General features: G+C 37.4%; 18 protein-coding genes. 8 read left to right on the top strand and 10 right to left on the bottom strand.

The window, feature by feature from the left end; genetic code table 11:
• Positions 1-72 precede the first annotated feature (72 nt).
• The 4 genes from SJY45_RS18615 to SJY45_RS18600 form a co-directional block, all read right to left on the bottom strand.
• Positions 73-1500 carry a TolC family protein gene (locus tag SJY45_RS18615; protein ID WP_400072661.1) on the bottom strand — a complete coding sequence of 476 codons (1428 nt, stop codon included), beginning with the start codon at positions 1498-1500 and terminating at the stop codon, positions 73-75.
• Between the two features lie 3 nt (positions 1501-1503).
• Entirely contained in the window at positions 1504-4752 is a 3249-nt protein-coding gene (locus SJY45_RS18610; RefSeq protein WP_215912687.1) for an efflux RND transporter permease subunit, read from the bottom strand.
• Between the two features lie 24 nt (positions 4753-4776).
• Entirely contained in the window at positions 4777-5859 is a 1083-nt protein-coding gene (locus SJY45_RS18605) for an efflux RND transporter periplasmic adaptor subunit (RefSeq protein ID WP_289041306.1), read from the bottom strand.
• Between the two features lie 144 nt (positions 5860-6003).
• Positions 6004-6432 (bottom strand): hypothetical protein, encoded by a 429-nt coding sequence (locus SJY45_RS18600; RefSeq protein ID WP_400072658.1) that lies wholly within the window; start codon positions 6430-6432, stop codon positions 6004-6006.
• Between the two features lie 196 nt (positions 6433-6628).
• Here SJY45_RS18600 and SJY45_RS18595 point away from each other — a divergent pair, with 196 nt between their 5' ends.
• From SJY45_RS18595 to SJY45_RS18575, 5 genes are all read left to right on the top strand, one after another.
• Entirely contained in the window at positions 6629-7081 is a 453-nt protein-coding gene (locus SJY45_RS18595) for a DUF1569 domain-containing protein (RefSeq protein ID WP_289041310.1), read from the top strand.
• 149 nt (positions 7082-7230) lie between these two features.
• Positions 7231-7956 (top strand): MIP/aquaporin family protein, encoded by a 726-nt coding sequence (locus SJY45_RS18590; RefSeq protein WP_215912684.1) that lies wholly within the window; start codon positions 7231-7233, stop codon positions 7954-7956.
• Positions 7957-7976: 20 nt separating this feature from the next.
• Positions 7977-8852, top strand: a complete 876-nt coding sequence (locus SJY45_RS18585; RefSeq protein WP_400072656.1) for an alpha/beta hydrolase — start codon at positions 7977-7979, stop codon at positions 8850-8852.
• A 6-nt stretch (positions 8853-8858) separates the two neighbouring features.
• Positions 8859-9497: a GDSL-type esterase/lipase family protein gene (locus tag SJY45_RS18580; RefSeq protein WP_400072654.1), complete on the top strand. Its 639-nt coding sequence runs from the start codon at positions 8859-8861 to the stop codon at positions 9495-9497.
• Positions 9498-9530: 33 nt separating this feature from the next.
• Complete coding sequence (locus SJY45_RS18575) at positions 9531-11147, top strand: family 20 glycosylhydrolase (RefSeq protein ID WP_400072652.1); 1617 nt, start codon at positions 9531-9533, stop codon at positions 11145-11147.
• A 43-nt stretch (positions 11148-11190) separates the two neighbouring features.
• Here SJY45_RS18575 and SJY45_RS18570 read toward each other — a convergent pair whose 3' ends face one another.
• The 6 genes from SJY45_RS18570 to ruvX all read right to left on the bottom strand — a co-directional run bounded on the left by SJY45_RS18570 (position 11191) and on the right by ruvX (position 15132).
• The gene (locus SJY45_RS18570; RefSeq protein WP_400072650.1) at positions 11191-11577 is read right to left on the bottom strand and encodes a response regulator; all 387 of its coding nucleotides are present in this window, start codon (positions 11575-11577) and stop codon (positions 11191-11193) included.
• A gap of 19 nt (positions 11578-11596) precedes the next feature.
• Positions 11597-12685 (bottom strand): PAS domain-containing sensor histidine kinase, encoded by a 1089-nt coding sequence (locus SJY45_RS18565; RefSeq protein WP_215912680.1) that lies wholly within the window; start codon positions 12683-12685, stop codon positions 11597-11599.
• A gap of 284 nt (positions 12686-12969) precedes the next feature.
• Positions 12970-13413, bottom strand: a complete 444-nt coding sequence (locus SJY45_RS18560) for a BLUF domain-containing protein (RefSeq protein ID WP_400072648.1) — start codon at positions 13411-13413, stop codon at positions 12970-12972.
• A 237-nt stretch (positions 13414-13650) separates the two neighbouring features.
• Entirely contained in the window at positions 13651-14070 is a 420-nt protein-coding gene (locus SJY45_RS18555) for a DUF5606 domain-containing protein (RefSeq protein WP_400072646.1), read from the bottom strand.
• 60 nt (positions 14071-14130) lie between these two features.
• The gene (gene def / locus SJY45_RS18550) at positions 14131-14721 is read right to left on the bottom strand and encodes a peptide deformylase (RefSeq protein ID WP_215912677.1); all 591 of its coding nucleotides are present in this window, start codon (positions 14719-14721) and stop codon (positions 14131-14133) included.
• Positions 14722-15132, bottom strand: coding sequence for a Holliday junction resolvase RuvX (ruvX, locus tag SJY45_RS18545; protein ID WP_303407465.1), 411 nt, complete (start codon positions 15130-15132; stop codon positions 14722-14724).
• Between the two features lie 180 nt (positions 15133-15312).
• Between ruvX and SJY45_RS18540 the strand changes: the two genes are divergently transcribed.
• From SJY45_RS18540 to SJY45_RS18530, 3 genes are all read left to right on the top strand, one after another.
• A complete protein-coding gene (locus SJY45_RS18540) occupies positions 15313-16128 on the top strand; it encodes a 2,3,4,5-tetrahydropyridine-2,6-dicarboxylate N-succinyltransferase (protein ID WP_215912676.1) in 816 nt (271 codons plus the stop codon).
• A gap of 215 nt (positions 16129-16343) precedes the next feature.
• Positions 16344-17174 (top strand): glycosyltransferase family 2 protein, encoded by an 831-nt coding sequence (locus SJY45_RS18535; protein ID WP_400072643.1) that lies wholly within the window; start codon positions 16344-16346, stop codon positions 17172-17174.
• A gap of 191 nt (positions 17175-17365) precedes the next feature.
• On the top strand, positions 17366-18418 hold the full coding sequence (locus tag SJY45_RS18530) for a hypothetical protein (RefSeq protein WP_215912675.1): 1053 nt from the start codon (positions 17366-17368) through the stop codon (positions 18416-18418).
• Positions 18419-18432: the final 14 nt, after the last annotated feature.

The following is an 18432-nucleotide window of genomic DNA, read 5'->3' as shown; positions in this document are numbered from 1 at the left end:
TATAAAAAAAAGCCATTTCACACTAGTGTGAAATGGCTTTTACAGGTAAAAATAAGTAGGGGATTTTAAACGCTAATTCCACCCGCCACCAAGAGCACGGTATACATTTACCACGGCACTCATCTGTTTTTCTTTGGTTTCAATAAGCTCTACCCTTGCTTCCAACGCGTCACGCTGGGTCATAAGTACTTCCATATAATCCGCTCTGGCCGATCTAAAAAGTCGGTTTGAGATATCTATAGATGCGGTTAGAGCATCAACCTCTTTTGACCTTAAATCATAGCTCTTTTCCAGATTATCTATTTTCGCTAATTGATTTACTACCTCAACATAAGCATTTAAAATGGTCTGTTCATAATTGTAGACCGCTTGCAACTGTTTTGCATTGGCACCTGTATATGCCGCCTTTATTGCATTTCTGTTGATGAGAGGCGCTGTTAATTCACCAAATACAGAGTAAATCAAAGATTCTGGGCTTTCCAATAAATACTCCGTTTTAAAGGATTGAAAACCTATTCCCGCAGATATACCCAAAGAAGGATAAAATCTGGCCTTGGCTACTTTTACATCTAGTTTGGCAGCCATTAGATCCAGTTCCGCCTGTTTTATATCAGGACGATTGGCCAACAGCTGAGAAGGCAACCCAAGCTGAACCGTTTCCGGAACCAAGGTTTCAAACCCGCTGTAATTCCTTGCTATAGGTTGTGGATATCGGCCTAAAAGAAAATTGATTTCGTTTTCCTTCTGAACAATTTCCTGTTGAATCTCAAACTGAAGGCTCTTGGTATGCAAAACTTCGGCCTCAAACTTCTTAACGGCCAACTCATTTACTTTAGCGGCGGCCTTTTGAAGTTTCACAATTTCCAAAGCATTGCTCTGAATACCAATATTCTGCTTCACGATAGCCATTTGATTGTCCAAGGCCAATAACTCATAATAGGCATTTGCTATCTCGGAAATGAGATTGGTTACCATAAAATTCTTACCTTCTACCGAAGAGAGGTACCGCATGACCGCGGCTTTTTTTGCATTTTTAAGTTTATGCCACACATCTATCTCCCAATCAGCTCGCGCTTCAAGTAAGAAATCGCCCAAAGGCTCCGGAAATTCCTCTCCAGGCCTAATATCGTTATTCGCATCGCTTGCACCCTGACTCGTATACCGACCCACTTTTTCCAGTCCGCCACCAGCTTTCAGGTCAACAAAAGGAAGGTATTCCCCTTTCTTCTCCTTCACCTCGCTTTGTGCTACTGCTATTTCCTGTAACACAATGTTGAGCTCCTGGTTGTTCTGCAATGCAACATTAATGAGGGACGTCAAATTTTCATCCTTAAAATAATCTCTCCACTTTACCGTGGCCGTATTTACCGTATCATTCATCTCCCCTGAATACTGCTCGGGAACAGAGGCATCAGCTTCACGTACCGTTTTGGTTGGCACACAAGAATGTACTACCAGTACCGCACAAATGGAGACCAGGGTCTTAATATATTTTATCATCTTTTAATTTTTTGGATTTTTCTTTCGCGATAGGATTTTCTTGAGCATTCTACGCAGCTGGCTTACTTGCTCTTGAGTAACATTTTCCTCTTCCGAAGTTCTGATCAGCCCTTCTGTAAAAGGCTCGCTGTTTTCATCTTTTATCAATGAACGACCGTCTGCCATTTTTGCAAAAACAAAATACAACCCGGGAATTACTAGAACCCCTAGAAGTGTACCCAATAGCATACCACCCATAGCCGAACCACCTATGGTACGGTTACCAATGGCACCGGCACCAGTTGCTATAACTAGTGGGATCAACCCGGCTACAAAGGCAAAAGAAGTCATTAAGATAGGCCTGAAACGCATTTTTGCACCTTCAATGGCCGCATCAAGTATTGTAGCGCCTTCACGTCTTTTCTGAACTGCGAACTCTACGATCAATACCGCATTTTTACCCAAAAGACCAACTAACATGATCAAACCAATTTGAGCGTATACATCATTTGCCAATCCCATAGCCTTCAGGAGTAGAAAAGACCCGAAAATACCAACAGGAAGCGACAAAATAACCGCCAATGGCAATAGGAAACTCTCATATTGAGCCGCTAATACCAAGTAAACGAAAATCAGTACAACTAGAAATATGTAAATTGAGCCGTTACCTCTGCCCGCTTCGTCATAGGAAAGGCCTTCCCAAGCAATATCAAAGCCATTGGGCAAACTCTCTTCCGCTACCTCACGAATGGCCTTAATTGCATCTCCACTGGTATAGCCCGGAGCCGGCAGACCCCTTATAGCTGCGGAATTATATAGATTGTAACGCGTAATTTCATTTGGACCTAAACGTTTTTCAAGTTTCATAAATGACGAATAAGGTACCATCTCCCCTTTTTCGTTCTTTACAAAAAGCTGTTCTAGATCAGATGGCATACGCCTATATTCCGGAGCGGCCTGTGTGTACACTTTAAAGAAACGCCCGTACTTTATGAAACCCTGTTCATAGGTACTACCAATTAGAATATTCAGGTTTTCCATGGCTTTACCAATAGACACCCCTTTTTGCATTGCCGCCTTATTATCTACCACAAGTTCATACTGAGGGTAATTGGCCGCAAAAAAAGTAAAGAGCCCGGTAAGTTCTTCCCTTTTGCTTAGGGCATCCATAAATTCATTGTTTATTCTTTCAAATTCATGATAATCTGTATTATCCGTTTTATCCAAAAGACGCATAGAAAATCCACCGGAAGAACCAAAACCTGGCACTGCGGGCGGTTCAAAAAACTCAATAACTGCCCCAAGGTTCTTACTTTCTTCCTCAAGTTCTTCCATTACTTCATGTACCGACTCATGCCTTTCCGACCATGGTTTTAAGTTGATAAGACAGGTACCCGCATTGGAACCACGACCTTCGGTCATAATTTCGTAACCGGCCAATGATGATACGGACTCTACAGCATCCATTTCTTCGCACATTGCCTGAAGCTTATGAGCTACATCATTAGTCCGCTCCAATGTGGCCCCTGGTGGCGTTTGAATAATGGCATAAATGGTACCTTGATCTTCGTTTGGTATAAAACCTGCGGGTAAGGTTTCGTTCGTGAAAAATATACCAGCACAAAAAGCGATCAGAATTCCAAAAGTAACCACTCGCCTATTCACTATATATTTAAGTACGTTTACATATCTGCCCGTGAGTTTTTCAAACCCTCTATTGAACCAATCTATAAACCTATCAACAAGTGATTTTTTTCTTGGCACTCCGTGATTGTTCTTCAATATCATGGCACACAACACCGGAGTAAGTGTAAGCGCAACAATGGCGGATATAATAATGGAACCGGCCATGGTAATACTAAATTGGCGATAAAATACCCCAACAGGCCCTGTCATAAAAGAAATAGGAACGAATACGGATACCATAACCATGGTAATGGCAATAATAGCTCCTCCAATTTCACCTATCACCTGTTTAACCGCTTGATACGGGTTTAGGTGTTCTTCTTCCATCTTTGCATGAACGGCCTCTACCACAACAATGGCATCATCTACCACAATACCAATTGCCAATACCAAGGCAAAGAGAGTTATTAGGTTAATTGACAGTCCAAAAAGCTGCATGATAAAGAATGCCCCGATCAAAGAAACGGGCACCGCAATGATAGGAATAAGAGTGGAACGCCAATCGCCCAAGAAAAGAAACACAACAATGGCCACTAAGATAAAAGCATCACGTAAGGTATGCACAACTTGCTCTATTGAGGCATCCAAAAAGTTAGAAACATCATAACTTATTTGATAGTCTATGCCCGGCGGCAAGTTTTCCTTTAGCTCTTTTAATTTATCTTTTACGGAATCAATTACATCACTGGCATTACTTCCAAAAGTTTGCTTGAGAACTACCGATGCCGAGGGTTTCCCGTCCAAATTAGAGTAAATATCAAAAAATTCACTTCCTAATTCTACATCCGCAATATCTTTTAAAGTAAGTATTTCACCATCTTCATTCGCCTTTATAATAATATCCTTGTACTGGTCTGCCTCATTATACCTACCCTCATAAGTGAGCACATATTCCAACGCTTGGGATTTTTTACCCGAACTACGCCCTAAACGACCGGGCCGCGCAATAACACTTTGCTCATCCATAGCCTCGAGGACATCTTCTGCGGAAATATTGTACGCCCGCATACGATCAGGTTTTAACCAAACCCGCATGGCATACTTTCTACTACCCAATATCTTTGCACTGGCAACGCCTTTTATACGTTGAAGCTCCGGAACTATTTTGGTATACGCATAATTGTACAGGAACTTTTCATCGTTCTTTTTAGAGCTACTAAAAAGATTCACATACATTAACATACTCGGTTGTACCGGGGTAATAATAACCCCCTCTCTTTGCACCAATGGCGGTAACAAAGGCATTACTTGATCCACCCGGGTCTTTACCCTAACAACCGCTTCGTTCGGGTCGGTACCAGGCTCAAAAATGATACGTAAAGTACCTTCTCCGGCACTGGTGGCATCAGACGCAATATAACGCATGTCTTGCACGCCATTGATTGCCGTTTCAATAGGTATTAGGGTAGATTTCACCAATACATCCGCACTTGCTCCTGGGTATGCTATAAAAATATTTACCGTTGTAGGGGCAATTTGTGGAAACTGTGATATAGGTAATTGCTTAATGGACAAGAGTCCCACAAAAACAATAATTACCGAAATTACAATAGCCAGAACTGGCCGTTTTATAAATTTACTGAACATATTTTTGGTATTTAAGATTGGATATTACTCTGCATAGAGATCAAGAAGGGCCAATTGTTTCTTAGGCGCCATGAAATCTGGCTCTATGTGACTTCCTTCCTTTACCAACCGAATACCTTCCAGCAGTACTTTATCGTTTTTGGACAATCCGTCTTGCACCACAAATAAGTGTGGCAACTCGGAACCTACGGTAACTTCTTTTTGATGAACCACATTGTCTTCGTCAAGCACAAAAACGTACTTTTTGTCAAGCACTTCAAAGGTTGCTTTTTGAGGAATTATAAGTACATCTTTAAGGGACATTTTCATTAGGACATTTCCGGTTTCCCCATGGCGTAAAATACCCTTAGGATTAGGAAAGGTTGCCCTAAATGCAATATTTCCCGTCTCATTATTGAACTCTCCTTCTATAGTCTCTACTATTCCTTCTTGGTCAAACTTTTGATTATTGGCCATTAGCAGCTCTACCCCTACCTTATCATCTGAATTACCGTTAAGGGCATAGTTTAGGTATTCCGCTTCCGAGACATTAAAGTAGACCCACATTTTGCTGTTATCGGATAAGGAGGTGAGTAACTCGCCCTCATCCAAAAGGCTTCCTTCCCTTACCATAAGGTGATCAATTATTCCATCAAAAGGGGCGCGGATATCCGTAAAGCTCAAATGTGTTTCCGCCATAGCAACTTCTGCCTTGGCCTTATCATATTTGGCCTTGCTCATAGCCAATTCATTGGGAGAAACTACGTTACTGTCTGCCAACAACTGTGTGTTGTTATACTCAATTTTAGCTACTTCGGCTTCCGCATCAGCTCTTTGTAACTCAGACTTATAGACCTTGTCCATAATTTTGAACATGGGTTGGCCTTTCTTTACATGTTGGCCCTCATCTACAAAAATGGTTTTTAGATACCCTTTTTCCAAGGCTCGTAGTTCTATATTTCTATAGGAGTGGATTTGGCAAACATAATTTTTGGTTATAACGGTATCCATTAGTATAGGATTGGTAACCAGATATTTTGCCTCTTTTTCTTTATGTTTTTTTTCGGACGTACAACTTGAATGAAACAATAGCACAGACAAGCTCATGAGCATGAAGATTCTTCTCATTACTTAAAATTTTAGTTTTGATAATGGTTTATGTTGATGTGTTTAAAACATCATTGAGGTAATTTTCTAAAGTGCCTTATTTTCCGCATGGCACTAAAAAAGAAAAGTTCGGCGCGTAGTATATATGCCGAACAAAACCAAGTATCACAGCTGTAGAACGCTGAACATAAGGTGAAGTGTCTTAAACGTAGACAGATAAGTAAAATGCTTGTAAAACGTAAGTTGATTTTTGATCAGGTGAAAAAAGTAGCCTGTTCTGTAAAATCTAGAAAGTAAGTTTAAGGAGTTGTATTCCTTTAATTGCTTTTCGGATAGCGTAGGCTCATTTTCCTCTTCTTCCTCTTGTTCATCCGTAATTTCAATCTTATTGGTATGTCTTTTTTCAGACGAGGAGGAACTTAATCCCGAAGGAATGAACTGCTCTAGTTCAATAGCAGCATTGTTCCTTTCCGTTTGCCGACCTACACTTACATCCGTACCAGCACCGTAAGCTGAATTTGCGGATATTTGACCACAAACGCCTAAAAGGAGTATTGAAAGAGATAAAAAATATTGTAAATACCTTTTTTTCATCTGTGAGCAAAACTAGTGTACGTTCTTAAGGTGCACAAATAGTATCTTCTTAAAAATTTGTTAACCGCTTTATTTTTTTTCATATTACTATTCCTTCCCTAATTTATCTAACAAAAGAGAAGTAAAAGGTTCGTTTTTTTTAATATCTTTCCGTCAGGTCCTTTAGATTACCATCTTTTATAAAACCATAGGCAGCATGAAAAATGTATTTGACCAAAATGATGTAAACGAAATTATTTCCCGTATCAACCAACTAAATCCAACAAGTACTAATTTATGGGGAAAGATGAATGTGGGCCAAATGTTGGCTCATTGTAATGTGGCTTATGACATGACCTATACGGACAAATACCCCAAACCTAAAGGGTTTAAGAAGTTTATGATTAAACTTTTTGCAAAAAATCTAGTTATAGGTCCTAAACCTTATAAAAGAAATATTCGTACAGCTCCAGAATTTTATATTACCGATGAGCGGGATTTTCAATTGGAAAAAGAGAGACTTATTGCACATTTAGAAAAAACACAACAACTAGGTGCCGCTCATTTTCAAAATAAAGAGTCGCATGCTTTTGGAAAACTCACCTCTCAAGAATGGAACGTCCTTTTTTATAAACATTTGGACCATCACCTTCAACAATTTAATGTCTGATTCGCTTTACCTTTATTCCTTACAGTAAATAGCAGGGCTAAAACTGCCTGTATCTTATGATTGCCCCTATATGTACTACACGGATAAAATTTTGATTTTTCATTATCTTTCCACTAATTAACTAACTCAACAACTTAACTAACTCAACTATGATTGTTTATCTCTATGAATTTATTGGAACCGCTTTACTTATTCTTATAGGTAACGGTGTTGTTGCCAATCTCGTTTTAAAAGGCACCAAGGGCCCTGACACCGGGTGGACCGGTATTTCACTAGCATGGGGTATTGCCGTTTTTATAGGTGTTTATGTAAGTGCAGATGTTAGCCACGCCCATTTAAACCCAGCTGTAACTTTGGCATTGGCCACAGCAGGCAAGTTTAGTTGGGGGTTGGTACCCGGTTATATGGTTTCCCAAATTTTGGGTGCCATGATGGGGAATTTCCTAGTTTGGCTCACTTACAAAAAACATTATGATGCCACCGAAGACCAAGGAGCTATACTGGCTACCTTTTGTACCGCCCCGGCCATAAGAAGCCCCTTTTGGAACTTTGTTACGGAAGCAATTGGAGCCTTTACCTTAGTTTTTGGTGTGTTCTTTATTGCAGGCGGCAAGTTTGGAGAGGAAGCCATTTCCTTGGGTTCCTTAGATGCCCTTCCTGTAGCTCTATTGGTAATGGGTATTGGTTTTGGGCTTGGGGGCCCAACAGGTTATGCCATAAATCCGGCACGTGATTTTGGTCCGCGTTTATTACACGCTATCTTACCCTTACAGGGTAAAGGCAGTAGTGATTGGGGCTATGCATGGGTGCCTATTGTAGGTCCATTGTTCGGTGGGTTTTTAGCAGCTCTGGTTTACCTTGCCGTATCCGTTTAAGCAACCTTTATTCTAAACTCATGAAAAAAATAAGCCTTCTATTTTCATTTTTCTTAATCGTACAAATTGGTCTTGCACAAGAGTTCATAGAAATACCCTATGAAAAAAGTAAGACCGTAAAATGGGAAAACGAAGAAAAACAATACTTCTCGGATATTTGGAACACAGAGGTAGTTACAAATGTTTCCGTACCCACCCTTCAAGTTTTTCAACCGGAGAAACCCAATGGTACATCTGTTATTATTGCTCCAGGCGGTGCTTTGTACGCGCATAGCATTAATAGTGAAGGACGTAACGTAGCCAAATGGCTCGCCGATAAAGGTATAACTGCGTTCGTTTTAAAATATCGTCTTGTCCCTACCGGTAAAGATGCGGTACAAGAAGTTAGTGATGACGGTAAGAACAACCCCGCCCGAATAGCAGAAAGAGTAGCTCCCGTACTACCTTTGTCTGTTGCTGATGGGCTTTCTGCAATTTCCTATGTCAGACAAAACGCAGAAAAATATCAATTGGATCCAAATAAAATAGGGTTCATGGGATTTTCTGCTGGAGGAGCCGTAACCATGGGCGTAGCTTACAATTATACAGAAGATAATCGGCCAAATTTTATAGTTCCCGTCTATGCATGGACGAGTGCTTACCCCGTTCAGGAAGCTCCCGAGAACGCTCCGGATTTGCTTGTAATTTGCGCTAGTGACGACCCATTAGGTCTTGCTCCGGGCAGTATTGAAATTTATAATTCGTGGTTGAAAGCCGGCTTCATACCAGAACTACATATGTACGCCAAAGGAGGACATGGTTTTGGAATGAAAAAACAAAGCCTACCATCCGACAATTGGATTCAACGCTTTCATGATTGGTCCGTTGCACAAGGAATTACTAAAACATCTAAATAAAAATAAATGAGGTTTTCCCTAATCTTACTATTGCTCACGGGTTTCAGCTTACATGCGCAAAGCGTCTTTAAAAAAGAAGTAGAAACCATTGTTCAAAAGAACGATTCATTGTACAACCCTTCACTGGAGAGTATTGTTTTTACAGGAAGCTCAAGCATACGCGTATGGAAAGATTTACAAGAAAGGTTTCCTGAATACCAAGTCCTTAACTCTGGGTTTGGAGGCTCACAAGCAGTAGACCTTCTTGAATTTACGAATGATCTTATCCTAAAATACAAACCTAAAAAGGTCTTTATTTATGAAGGTGACAACGATATTCAGAGCAAAAAGAGACCCAAAGAAATTATTAATACCCTAGCAGAAATACAGCGTATAATTTTTACGGAAAGTCCGCAAACACAGATTGTATTCATTTCTGCCAAACCAAGTATTTCCAGATGGAAACTGAGAAGGAAATACAAAAGGCTCAACCGGAAAATGGAAAAAATGACGCTTACTGATAATAGACTACAATATGTAGATGTTTGGAACCCTATGCTTAATGGAAGAAAGGTAAAACAAGATATCTTTGTATCTGACGGCCTGCACATGAACTCTAAGGGATATGAAATTTGGTATACCGTCTTAAAAGATTACGTAAACTAGGCATAAAAGAGTCCACTCCAAAAAAAACTAAAGATGAAATCTAACTTGATCAGCGCGTTATTTATCAGTTGCATATTTGTTGTCCTTTGTTCTTGTGAACCCGAGAAAAAGAAACGTGTGCTGAACCTCCCACAGACCAATCTGGCCATGGAAAACATGATTCCGTTGCCAATGAAAATCATACCTACCAATTCCGGTTTTGCCTTGGATAAATTTACGGCTATCTATACCTCTGAAAATGCAGATGGATTTCCTGAAGTGGGAAAATTTCTATCGGAAAAAATCCATGCTAAGACCGCTTTGGATATTTCCGTGAACGTTCAAGAAACTCCGAGCAGGGAGGGTGTCATCTATATAAACCAATCTGATAGTGTTGATTTAAATAGTCCTGAGTCATATCAGCTTTACATTACCAAAGATTCTATTATTCTAAACTCAAATACGGCTGCCGGTGCTTTTAGAGGAGTACAAACAATTAGACAAATCATTCCGGAAACACCACTTGACTCAGTTGCTCCTTATGAAGTATGGAATATTCCTACCGGGAAAATTATAGACAACCCTGTTTTTGAATACCGCGGAAGCATGTTAGATGTAGCCCGTCATTTTTTTAGTGTTGAAGATGTAAAGAAGTATATAGACCTCTTGGCGTATTACAAATACAACGTTTTACACTTGCACCTATCGGACGATCAAGGATGGCGAATAGAAATAAAATCTTGGCCAAAACTTACGGAAATTGGCGGTAGTACTGAAGTTGGTGGCAAATCCGGTGGCTTTTACACACAAGAAGAATATAAGGATATCGTAAACTACGCTGCGGAGCGCCATATGATTATAGTACCTGAAATTGATATGCCCGGACATACCAATGCGGCATCTGTTTCTTACCCCTTTTTAAACGGAAATGGTAAGGAAGTAAAACTATATACGGGCATGCGAGTTGGTTTTAGCACTTTTGATACTCGAAAAGACACTACATATGCCTTTATAGATGATGTGGTTCGAGAGCTATCCGCTATTACTCCCGGCCCTTACTTTCATATTGGTGGAGACGAGAGCCACGTTACCAAAAAGAAAGACTACATCTACTTTGTTGAAAAGGTTGAAAAAATAGTTCAGAAATATGGAAAACGTATGATAGGCTGGGATGAAATTGCCACTGCAGATATAGATTCCACTTCGGTTTCTCAGTTTTGGTCGAGTAAAGAGAATGCAGATTTGGCCGTAAAAAAGAACATGAAAATTATCATGTCTCCTGCTAAAAAAGCATACTTGGATATGGAATATGACACCCTGTCCAAACACGGATTACACTGGGCCGGTTATATTCCAACAGACACGGCTTACGTCTGGTCTCCGGAAACCTATGAAGGTATTCCCTTAGAAAACATTTTGGGTATTGAAGCTCCTCTATGGTCCGAAACCATTAGTAATATTGATGAACTGGAATACCTTGCTTTTCCCCGAGCCATTGGTTATGCAGAACTAAATTGGTCAACTCCCGAAAACAGAAATTGGGAAAAGTATAAGCTTCGGTTAGCCAATCAAGCTCCATTCTTAGACCGGATGAACGTAAAGTACTACCCGTCTCCTTTAATAGATTGGAAAAAAAGCAAATTCACGTATAAAACAATCGATAAAGATTAGAGGTTTTTTAAAAAATTTTGCTGTAACATAATATAGTTGAATCTTAACATTGTAGGTTTTCTTTTTCTAATCTTAAAAGAAGCGAGTGTAATAAATCAAAATTGATAGGCTTTTCTAAATAATCAAAAATATCTCCAAAAGCGGAAGATTTAAGCCTATCTTCAGGTCTTCCTGATGAGGTAGTAATTATTATTGGCACATTAGGACAAATGCCTAGATTCTGTTTAATTTCCAGAAATTCCCAACCATCTAAAATTGGCATATTTATATCCAGTAAAATAATATTTGGACATTCATTGGTCTTTAAATAGTCTATTCCCATTTGACCATTAGTTACTATCGTTATATCATTGAAACCCAAATCGTTTAATTTAGTTTCAGAAATGAAATTTGTTACGTCGTCGTCTTCTATAATCAGAATCTTTATCATTTTCGTTGGTTATTGATTATTAAAATTGAATATTAAATTCGGTTCCTTTATTAACTTGACTTTTAACCTCTATTCTTCCTTCTTTTTCGGTTATTATAGAGTGAATAATGTAGAGGCCAATACCAAGACCTTCAACGTGAGTGTGCATTCGTTTAAATAATCCAAATATTTTGTTGGCTACAGTTTGATCAAACCCGAGACCATTGTCTTTAAAAGTGAGAAATATCTTATCATCAATCTTTTTTGTCCTTATTTTAATAATGGGTTTGCGATTGGGATGTTTGTATTTAAGAGCATTGGACATAAGGTTTTGCAAAATACTCTCCATTTGAACTGGACAATAATTTATCATAGGACAACTCGAAAAATCAGCTTCAATAATAGCTCTACTATTGATTATATCTTCTGACAAGCTTGCTTTAATCTTTGCTACAACGTCTGCAAAAACAACATTTTCATGATTTCCGTTAAAATTGGATTTTACAGCGATTACATGATTTAAGGCTCTAACTTTATCACACATAACTTTAGTCACTTTCTTCATTCTATCCACAATTGGGCTTAAGTCTTCTGAGACCGGCCCTGCTTTCATAAACATTTCAAAAAGACTTTTTAAGTTTGTAAGCGGCGCCCTTAAGTCATGGGCGGCCACATAGGAAAACTCCTCTAACTCCTTATTAGACTTTTTTAGATTATCGTTTACCTTTTTTAAAGAATCCTGAGTATCTTTTAACTCATCTATTGTTCTACTTAAACTTGAAATGTCTCGAGTAGAAATCCCCAGATAATCTCCAATTTTAAAAGCCCTCACCATCCATTTATATTCTACATTATTTAAATTAAACGAAAGTTGATCGTAGCCAACAGGAATTCCAGTCTTAAATACTTCTTTGTAAGATTTGTAGCGAGTTGTTCCTGTTAAGTGAGGAAATATTTCCAGCAAATTTTTCCCAATAATGTCAGGTCGTTTAATCCCCAATGTAACTATTGAGGCATTATTAACGTCTACAAAATTCATTTGGTTATCTAGAATTACAAAGGGAGAATAGGCATTTTCAAAAAAAGCACTTTTTAATTCGCTGTTAATTTCGGCTACATCTTTCATCATTTATCATTTGGTTAAAAATCACTTACTGTGCTAATTTCCAGAATTTTAACACAAATCATTAATAAAAAGAGCTATGTAGTAAGAAGCTGACGATGAATGGTAATTATCTATCGATGAAAAACCATAGACAATTTCACAATCAAGAATTGATAAAAGAATTGAAGTATCTAAGTAAGAAATTAAAAATAGCAAGGACTAAGGAATTTTGCCCATGGTAGCACCAAATATTCTTTTTGATAATTTTAATTTAGTCCAAACTTTATCATCAAGTATTTAGAAGAAGTTTAAACGTTTTTACCAGCATATTTTGTGGATAACAACAGCTTTGTAGCTTTCCAAAATTCTATGCTAGTGGGGTTTGGAGATAAAGAATTTTCTGGATTCTCAAAAAAAGTACTGACTAATAGTTTCAAGTATTGTAAGTTACTATTCTCTGATTTAAGATGCTCAAAAGCCATAAGCCAATCATTAAATTCTCTATTATGGATTTTGTTTCCGGACAGATAGGTTACCCCTGTATGCCTGTCATCAAGCTTTATTCTCTCAAAAAGTTCTCTAATCGTGGTTTCGTCTCCTTCAATATATTGAATAAACCTTTCCTTAAAATAAAGCAAACATCCGGTGATGTTATTTTGCTTATTAAATTCCTTGGCCTTTTCCACCATTTCCTGGATTTCTTGGGGACCAAAATCAGCATTAGCAATAGAGGTATATACTAAACAGAACATGTAATTTGGTATGTGTTTGGTTGGCTTGTTACTAGCTAAGATAACGATTTAATAACGAAAAAAATATCGAAATTACTGTAATTCAATATTTTACAATTTATTCTTTCATCAAAAGAAAGATTTATCTTACGCTATAAATTTATTGACACACCGTTTATTCTAGTAACAGTATACGAAAAACAAAACCCTCCTAAAAGGAGGGTCTTAACTAATATATAATATTCTAAAAACTAGACTCTACTCCTCTTCAGAAGCGTTTTCTTTATCTCCGGAAAAATCCGTAATACCATTCTCATGAAGAATATTGTACCATTGTATTACCTTTTTAATGTCGCTGGCATATACCCTGTCTTCATCATAGTTGGGTAAAATTTCAAAAAAATACTCTTCCAACTTTATTTTTTCCGCTTTATGGGGAACCGAGGTCTTCTCTCCTTTTTCCTTAACCTGTATCTTTAAGAATACATCTCTTAAAGGCAACTCTTCGTCTAGCGTATAAATTGCAATTTCAGAAAGGATACTAACATTACTTCGCATACCAACGGTAATACGTTTTTGATCAATAAGTGATTCAGCTACAAACCCGGTACGGGTCTGGGTTACCAATTTGTAAAGGCCCGGCTTTCCGCCAATGGATAAGATTTTATCTAAACTCATATAAAAATTTACATTTTAGGAGCGCAAATATTGCACTTTTCAACGAATTACGATACAACTTTAACGTCCTTTTTTCTGGTTCGGGAAACGCATACGATAATCTGCTCTAATGTTTCCTTTAGAGATGTTGTTCAATCTGCCCTTAAGCATTCGCTTTTTTAATGCCGAAAGTTTGTCTGTAAACAAAACACCTTCTATATGATCGTACTCGTGTTGGATTACCCTTGCCAAGAGCCCATCATATGTATCTGTGTGTTCCTTAAAATCTTCATCTAGATAAGTAATGGTTACCGTATCTTTTCGCTTTATATCTTCGTGAACATCCGGAATACTTAGACAACCCTCGCTAAAAGCCCATTCCTCACCGGTTTCTTCTTCAATATATGCATTAATGAATACCTTCTTAAAACCGTCCAATTTCTTTTGATCTTCTTCGGATAAATCTTCATCCTTAGAAAAAGGAGTAGTGTCTACCAAAAATAAACGTATAGGCAATCCAATTTGTGGTGCCGCCAAGCCCACACCATTGGCATTATACATGGTTTCCCACATATTCTCTATTAACTCGTTCAATTTTGGATAATCATTTGGCAGGTCACTGCCCACTTTTCGTAACACTGGATCGCCATAAGCGATAATTGGTAATATCATCTAAATTTTATTTAAATAGGCTTGTAGAATAATTGTTGCGCTAATTTCATCCACCAAAGATTTATCTCTTCTTTGTTTTTTCTTTAGGCCACTGTCTATCATAGTCTGAAAGGCCATTTTAGAGGTAAAACGTTCGTCCTGTCTTTCAACGGGTATGTGTGGAAAAACTTTTTTTAACCGATTTAAAAAAGGAACGATCAAAGCTTCTGACGCACTGGGAGTATTATCCATTTGGCGCGGCTCACCAATTATAAACTTCTCTACACTTTCCTTTTGGGTATAATCTTTTAAAAAGTCTATTAGTTCAAAAGTACGTATGGTAGTTAAACCTGAGGCTATTAACTGAAGTTCATCCGTAATGGCAATCCCCGTTCGTTTTTTTCCGTAATCCAATGCCAACAATCTTCCCAACCCTCATTTATTTTTTGCAAAAATAACCTATAAATTGTTATAACCGTAAAATTGAAACCTTAAATCATATTTGACCCCCTATATTTGCAACTTTAAACGGATAATCCAATTTTGATTTTCTTGGAAAGTCCAATGAAAAAATTATTATAACTATACATAACACTTAATTATATAGAACAGATGACGGAGTTAAGAAAGACCATAGAAAGTGCGTGGGAGAACAGAGATCTTTTAAAGGAAACGGCCACCCAAGATGCCATAAGAGAAGTTGTAAATCTTTTGGACCAAGGTAAATTACGCTGTGCAGAACCAACCGCAGATGGATGGCAAATCAACGAATGGGTAAAAAAAGGCGTGGTACTTTACTTTCCTATTCAAAAAATGGAAACTCTTGAAGCCGGTATATTTGAATACCATGATAAAATTCCTCTAAAACGCGGTTATCAAGAAAAAGGTATTCGTGTAGTGCCAAACGCTGTTGCACGTCATGGCGCATACATTTCTGCCGGAACCATTCTAATGCCAAGTTACGTTAACATTGGTGCTTATGTAGACGAAGGAACTATGGTAGATACCTGGGCCACTGTTGGTAGCTGTGCCCAAATAGGCAAAAATGTTCACTTAAGTGGTGGTGTAGGAATTGGTGGCGTTCTTGAGCCGTTACAAGCTGCCCCCGTAATTATTGAAGACAATGCTTTTATAGGTTCTAGGTGCATTGTTGTAGAAGGTGTTCGTGTTGAAAAAGAAGCAGTTCTAGGAGCTAACGTAGTTCTTACGGCCTCTACAAAAATCATAGACGTTACCGGAGATGAACCTATTGAAATTAAAGGTAGGGTTCCTGCACGTTCAGTTGTTATACCAGGGAGCTATACAAAGAAGTTTCCTGCCGGTGAATTTCAAGTGCCTTGCGCATTAATCATTGGTACAAGAAAGGAAAGTACAAATAAAAAGACTTCTTTAAACGATGCTTTAAGGGAATATGATGTAGCGGTTTAAGTAAACTAAAATATCAATTAAGCCCATAGTCGTTTACTGTAAGCGTCTATGGGCTTTTTTGGTAAAATAATGTGATTTGTACGCAACCTTTTTAAATTCTTTGGTCTAGTTAATAAGTGAAGCGTAAGAAAAGTACTTAAAAAAGCAATTTATAGTTATTTTTTAAGTTATAAACTAGCAAGTTAAGAACGAACATATATAAATTTTCATTGATTTTGAGTAATTCTGACCATAAGCTTTCGGCATTGATCATTACCTTTAACGAAATGGAGCACATTAAAAAATGTATTGCTTCCGTTTCCTTTGCGGATGAGATAATCGTGGTTGATTCCTATAGTACTGATGGTACGTACGAATACTTAAATGCACTACCCAATGTTCAGGTAATTCAACGTCCGTTTAAAAATTTCACCGATCAAAAGTCATTTACCCTAAACAGAGCATCTAACGATTGGATTCTATTTGTAGATGCCGATGAAGTTGTACCTAGCTCTTTAAAAACTGAAATTACCCAAACCATACACGACCCAAATGCCTTGAGTGCCTATTGGTTTTATAGAAAGTTCATGTTCAAAAATTGTAAACTGAACTATAGCGGATGGCAAACCGATAAGAATATAAGGTTATTCAAAAAAAGTCAATGTCAGTTCACCCAAAACAAATTAGTTCACGAAACTTTGCAAGTAAACGGTAGAACTGGTGTCCTTAGAGAAAAACTAATCCATTATTGCTATAAAGGCTATTCGGACTATAAAGCAAAAATGGTTCATTATGGGAGACTAAAAGCTAAGGAATTATACGCCCATAAAAAATCTTGCAATATTTTGAAGCTTCTCATTAAACCTATTTGGAAATTTGCCTATAATTACTTCATACGGCTAGGTTTCATTGACTTACATAGAGGTTTTACTGTTTGTTACTTAAACGCTTTGAGTGTCTATACTAGATATTCTGAGCTTTCTAAGCTAGAAGCAAATGCTAAAGCACAAAAAACTATAGGCAAGGAAGCTTATAAACTTAATAATGTTGATATAGTAACCAACTAAACTCTATGGTCCTAATCAATAAATTGTATTAGGAAATAGAATAGATTTGTTCTCTTTTTCCAAACCTTCACAACCGTTTGTTTTTATATTCCTATTTTCACACTTCGGTAAACGGATGAAAATTGCTATTACCCATTGAGCCTTCATATTGAACAAAATAAATCTACATTTTATAATTGGCGCAAAATAATATGACAAAAACGGCACTTGTGGAAGTTAGTACCAGCCATGAAGAATGTTTTTATTCTCAGGCTAGATTTATGCAGAATACAGAATTTGAACTTGACCTTTATATTCACCCTAATCTAAATTCCCAAATTGCTTCCTATCAAAGGTTATTTAAAAGCATTTTCTTTGCTAAAGAAGAGAGTGGATTGTTTAAAAAACTCTGGTCATCAATTCAACTTGTAAAAAAATTGAAAAACTATGACCTTATTATTTTTAATACTGCTAGTTCCAGCAAATTAATTAGAAATACCATATTCCTTCTAAATCTTTACCCAAAAACCAAATGTATTGGCCTACTCCATAATACCAAAAAGTTAGAGTCTAGCTTTACCCAAAAAATAATTTCCACCAAAATAAAGCAGTACTTTGTTCTAGCCGACCATCTCGTTAAATCACCTTCAAGAAAAATTAAACTTGAAAGCTTCTACCCTATTTACTTTCCAAAAATTAAAACAAGCGTTGTTAAAAAAGAAAATGAAATTTGGATCGTTATTCCTGGAAGAATAGACTTTTCAAGAAGAAATTATACTTTACTCTCAAACGCCTTAGAAAAGGTGAGTACTCTAACCAACGTTAGGTTTATTTTTTTAGGAAAGCTATTGGAAACAACTAAAGATGGCAAAGCACTTCTTTTTGAATTCAAAAAAAGTGCTTTCTTTAAAAAAATTCTCTTTTTTGATTATTATATTGAAAATGAAGAATATCAGGCATACTTGTCCAGTGCAGATTTTATAATGCCTCTATTAAAATCGGACAGTTCCTACTTAAATCATAAAATATCCGGAAGCTTTAATTTAGCGTATGCCTATGAAAAACCTATCTTGGCCCAAGATTTTTTCATGGATATACCTGATTTTTCAGGACATGCAATCTTTTTTCATAAAGATAATTTACATTTCATTCTTGAAGAACTTGATAAGAGAAATCTAAAGCATCCTGCTATTAAACAGTTAGATAAATGGTCATTTGAAAACCAGAAAAAGAACTACCTTAATTTTCTTCGCCTAACACATTAAATGTGACTTATAAT

This window comes from Zobellia russellii, from assembly GCF_044597075.1.
Lineage (GTDB): Bacteria > Bacteroidota > Bacteroidia > Flavobacteriales > Flavobacteriaceae > Zobellia > Zobellia russellii.
The sequence above is the reverse complement of the archived record's forward strand: the minus strand, read 5'-3'. Positions and strand labels throughout refer to the sequence as shown.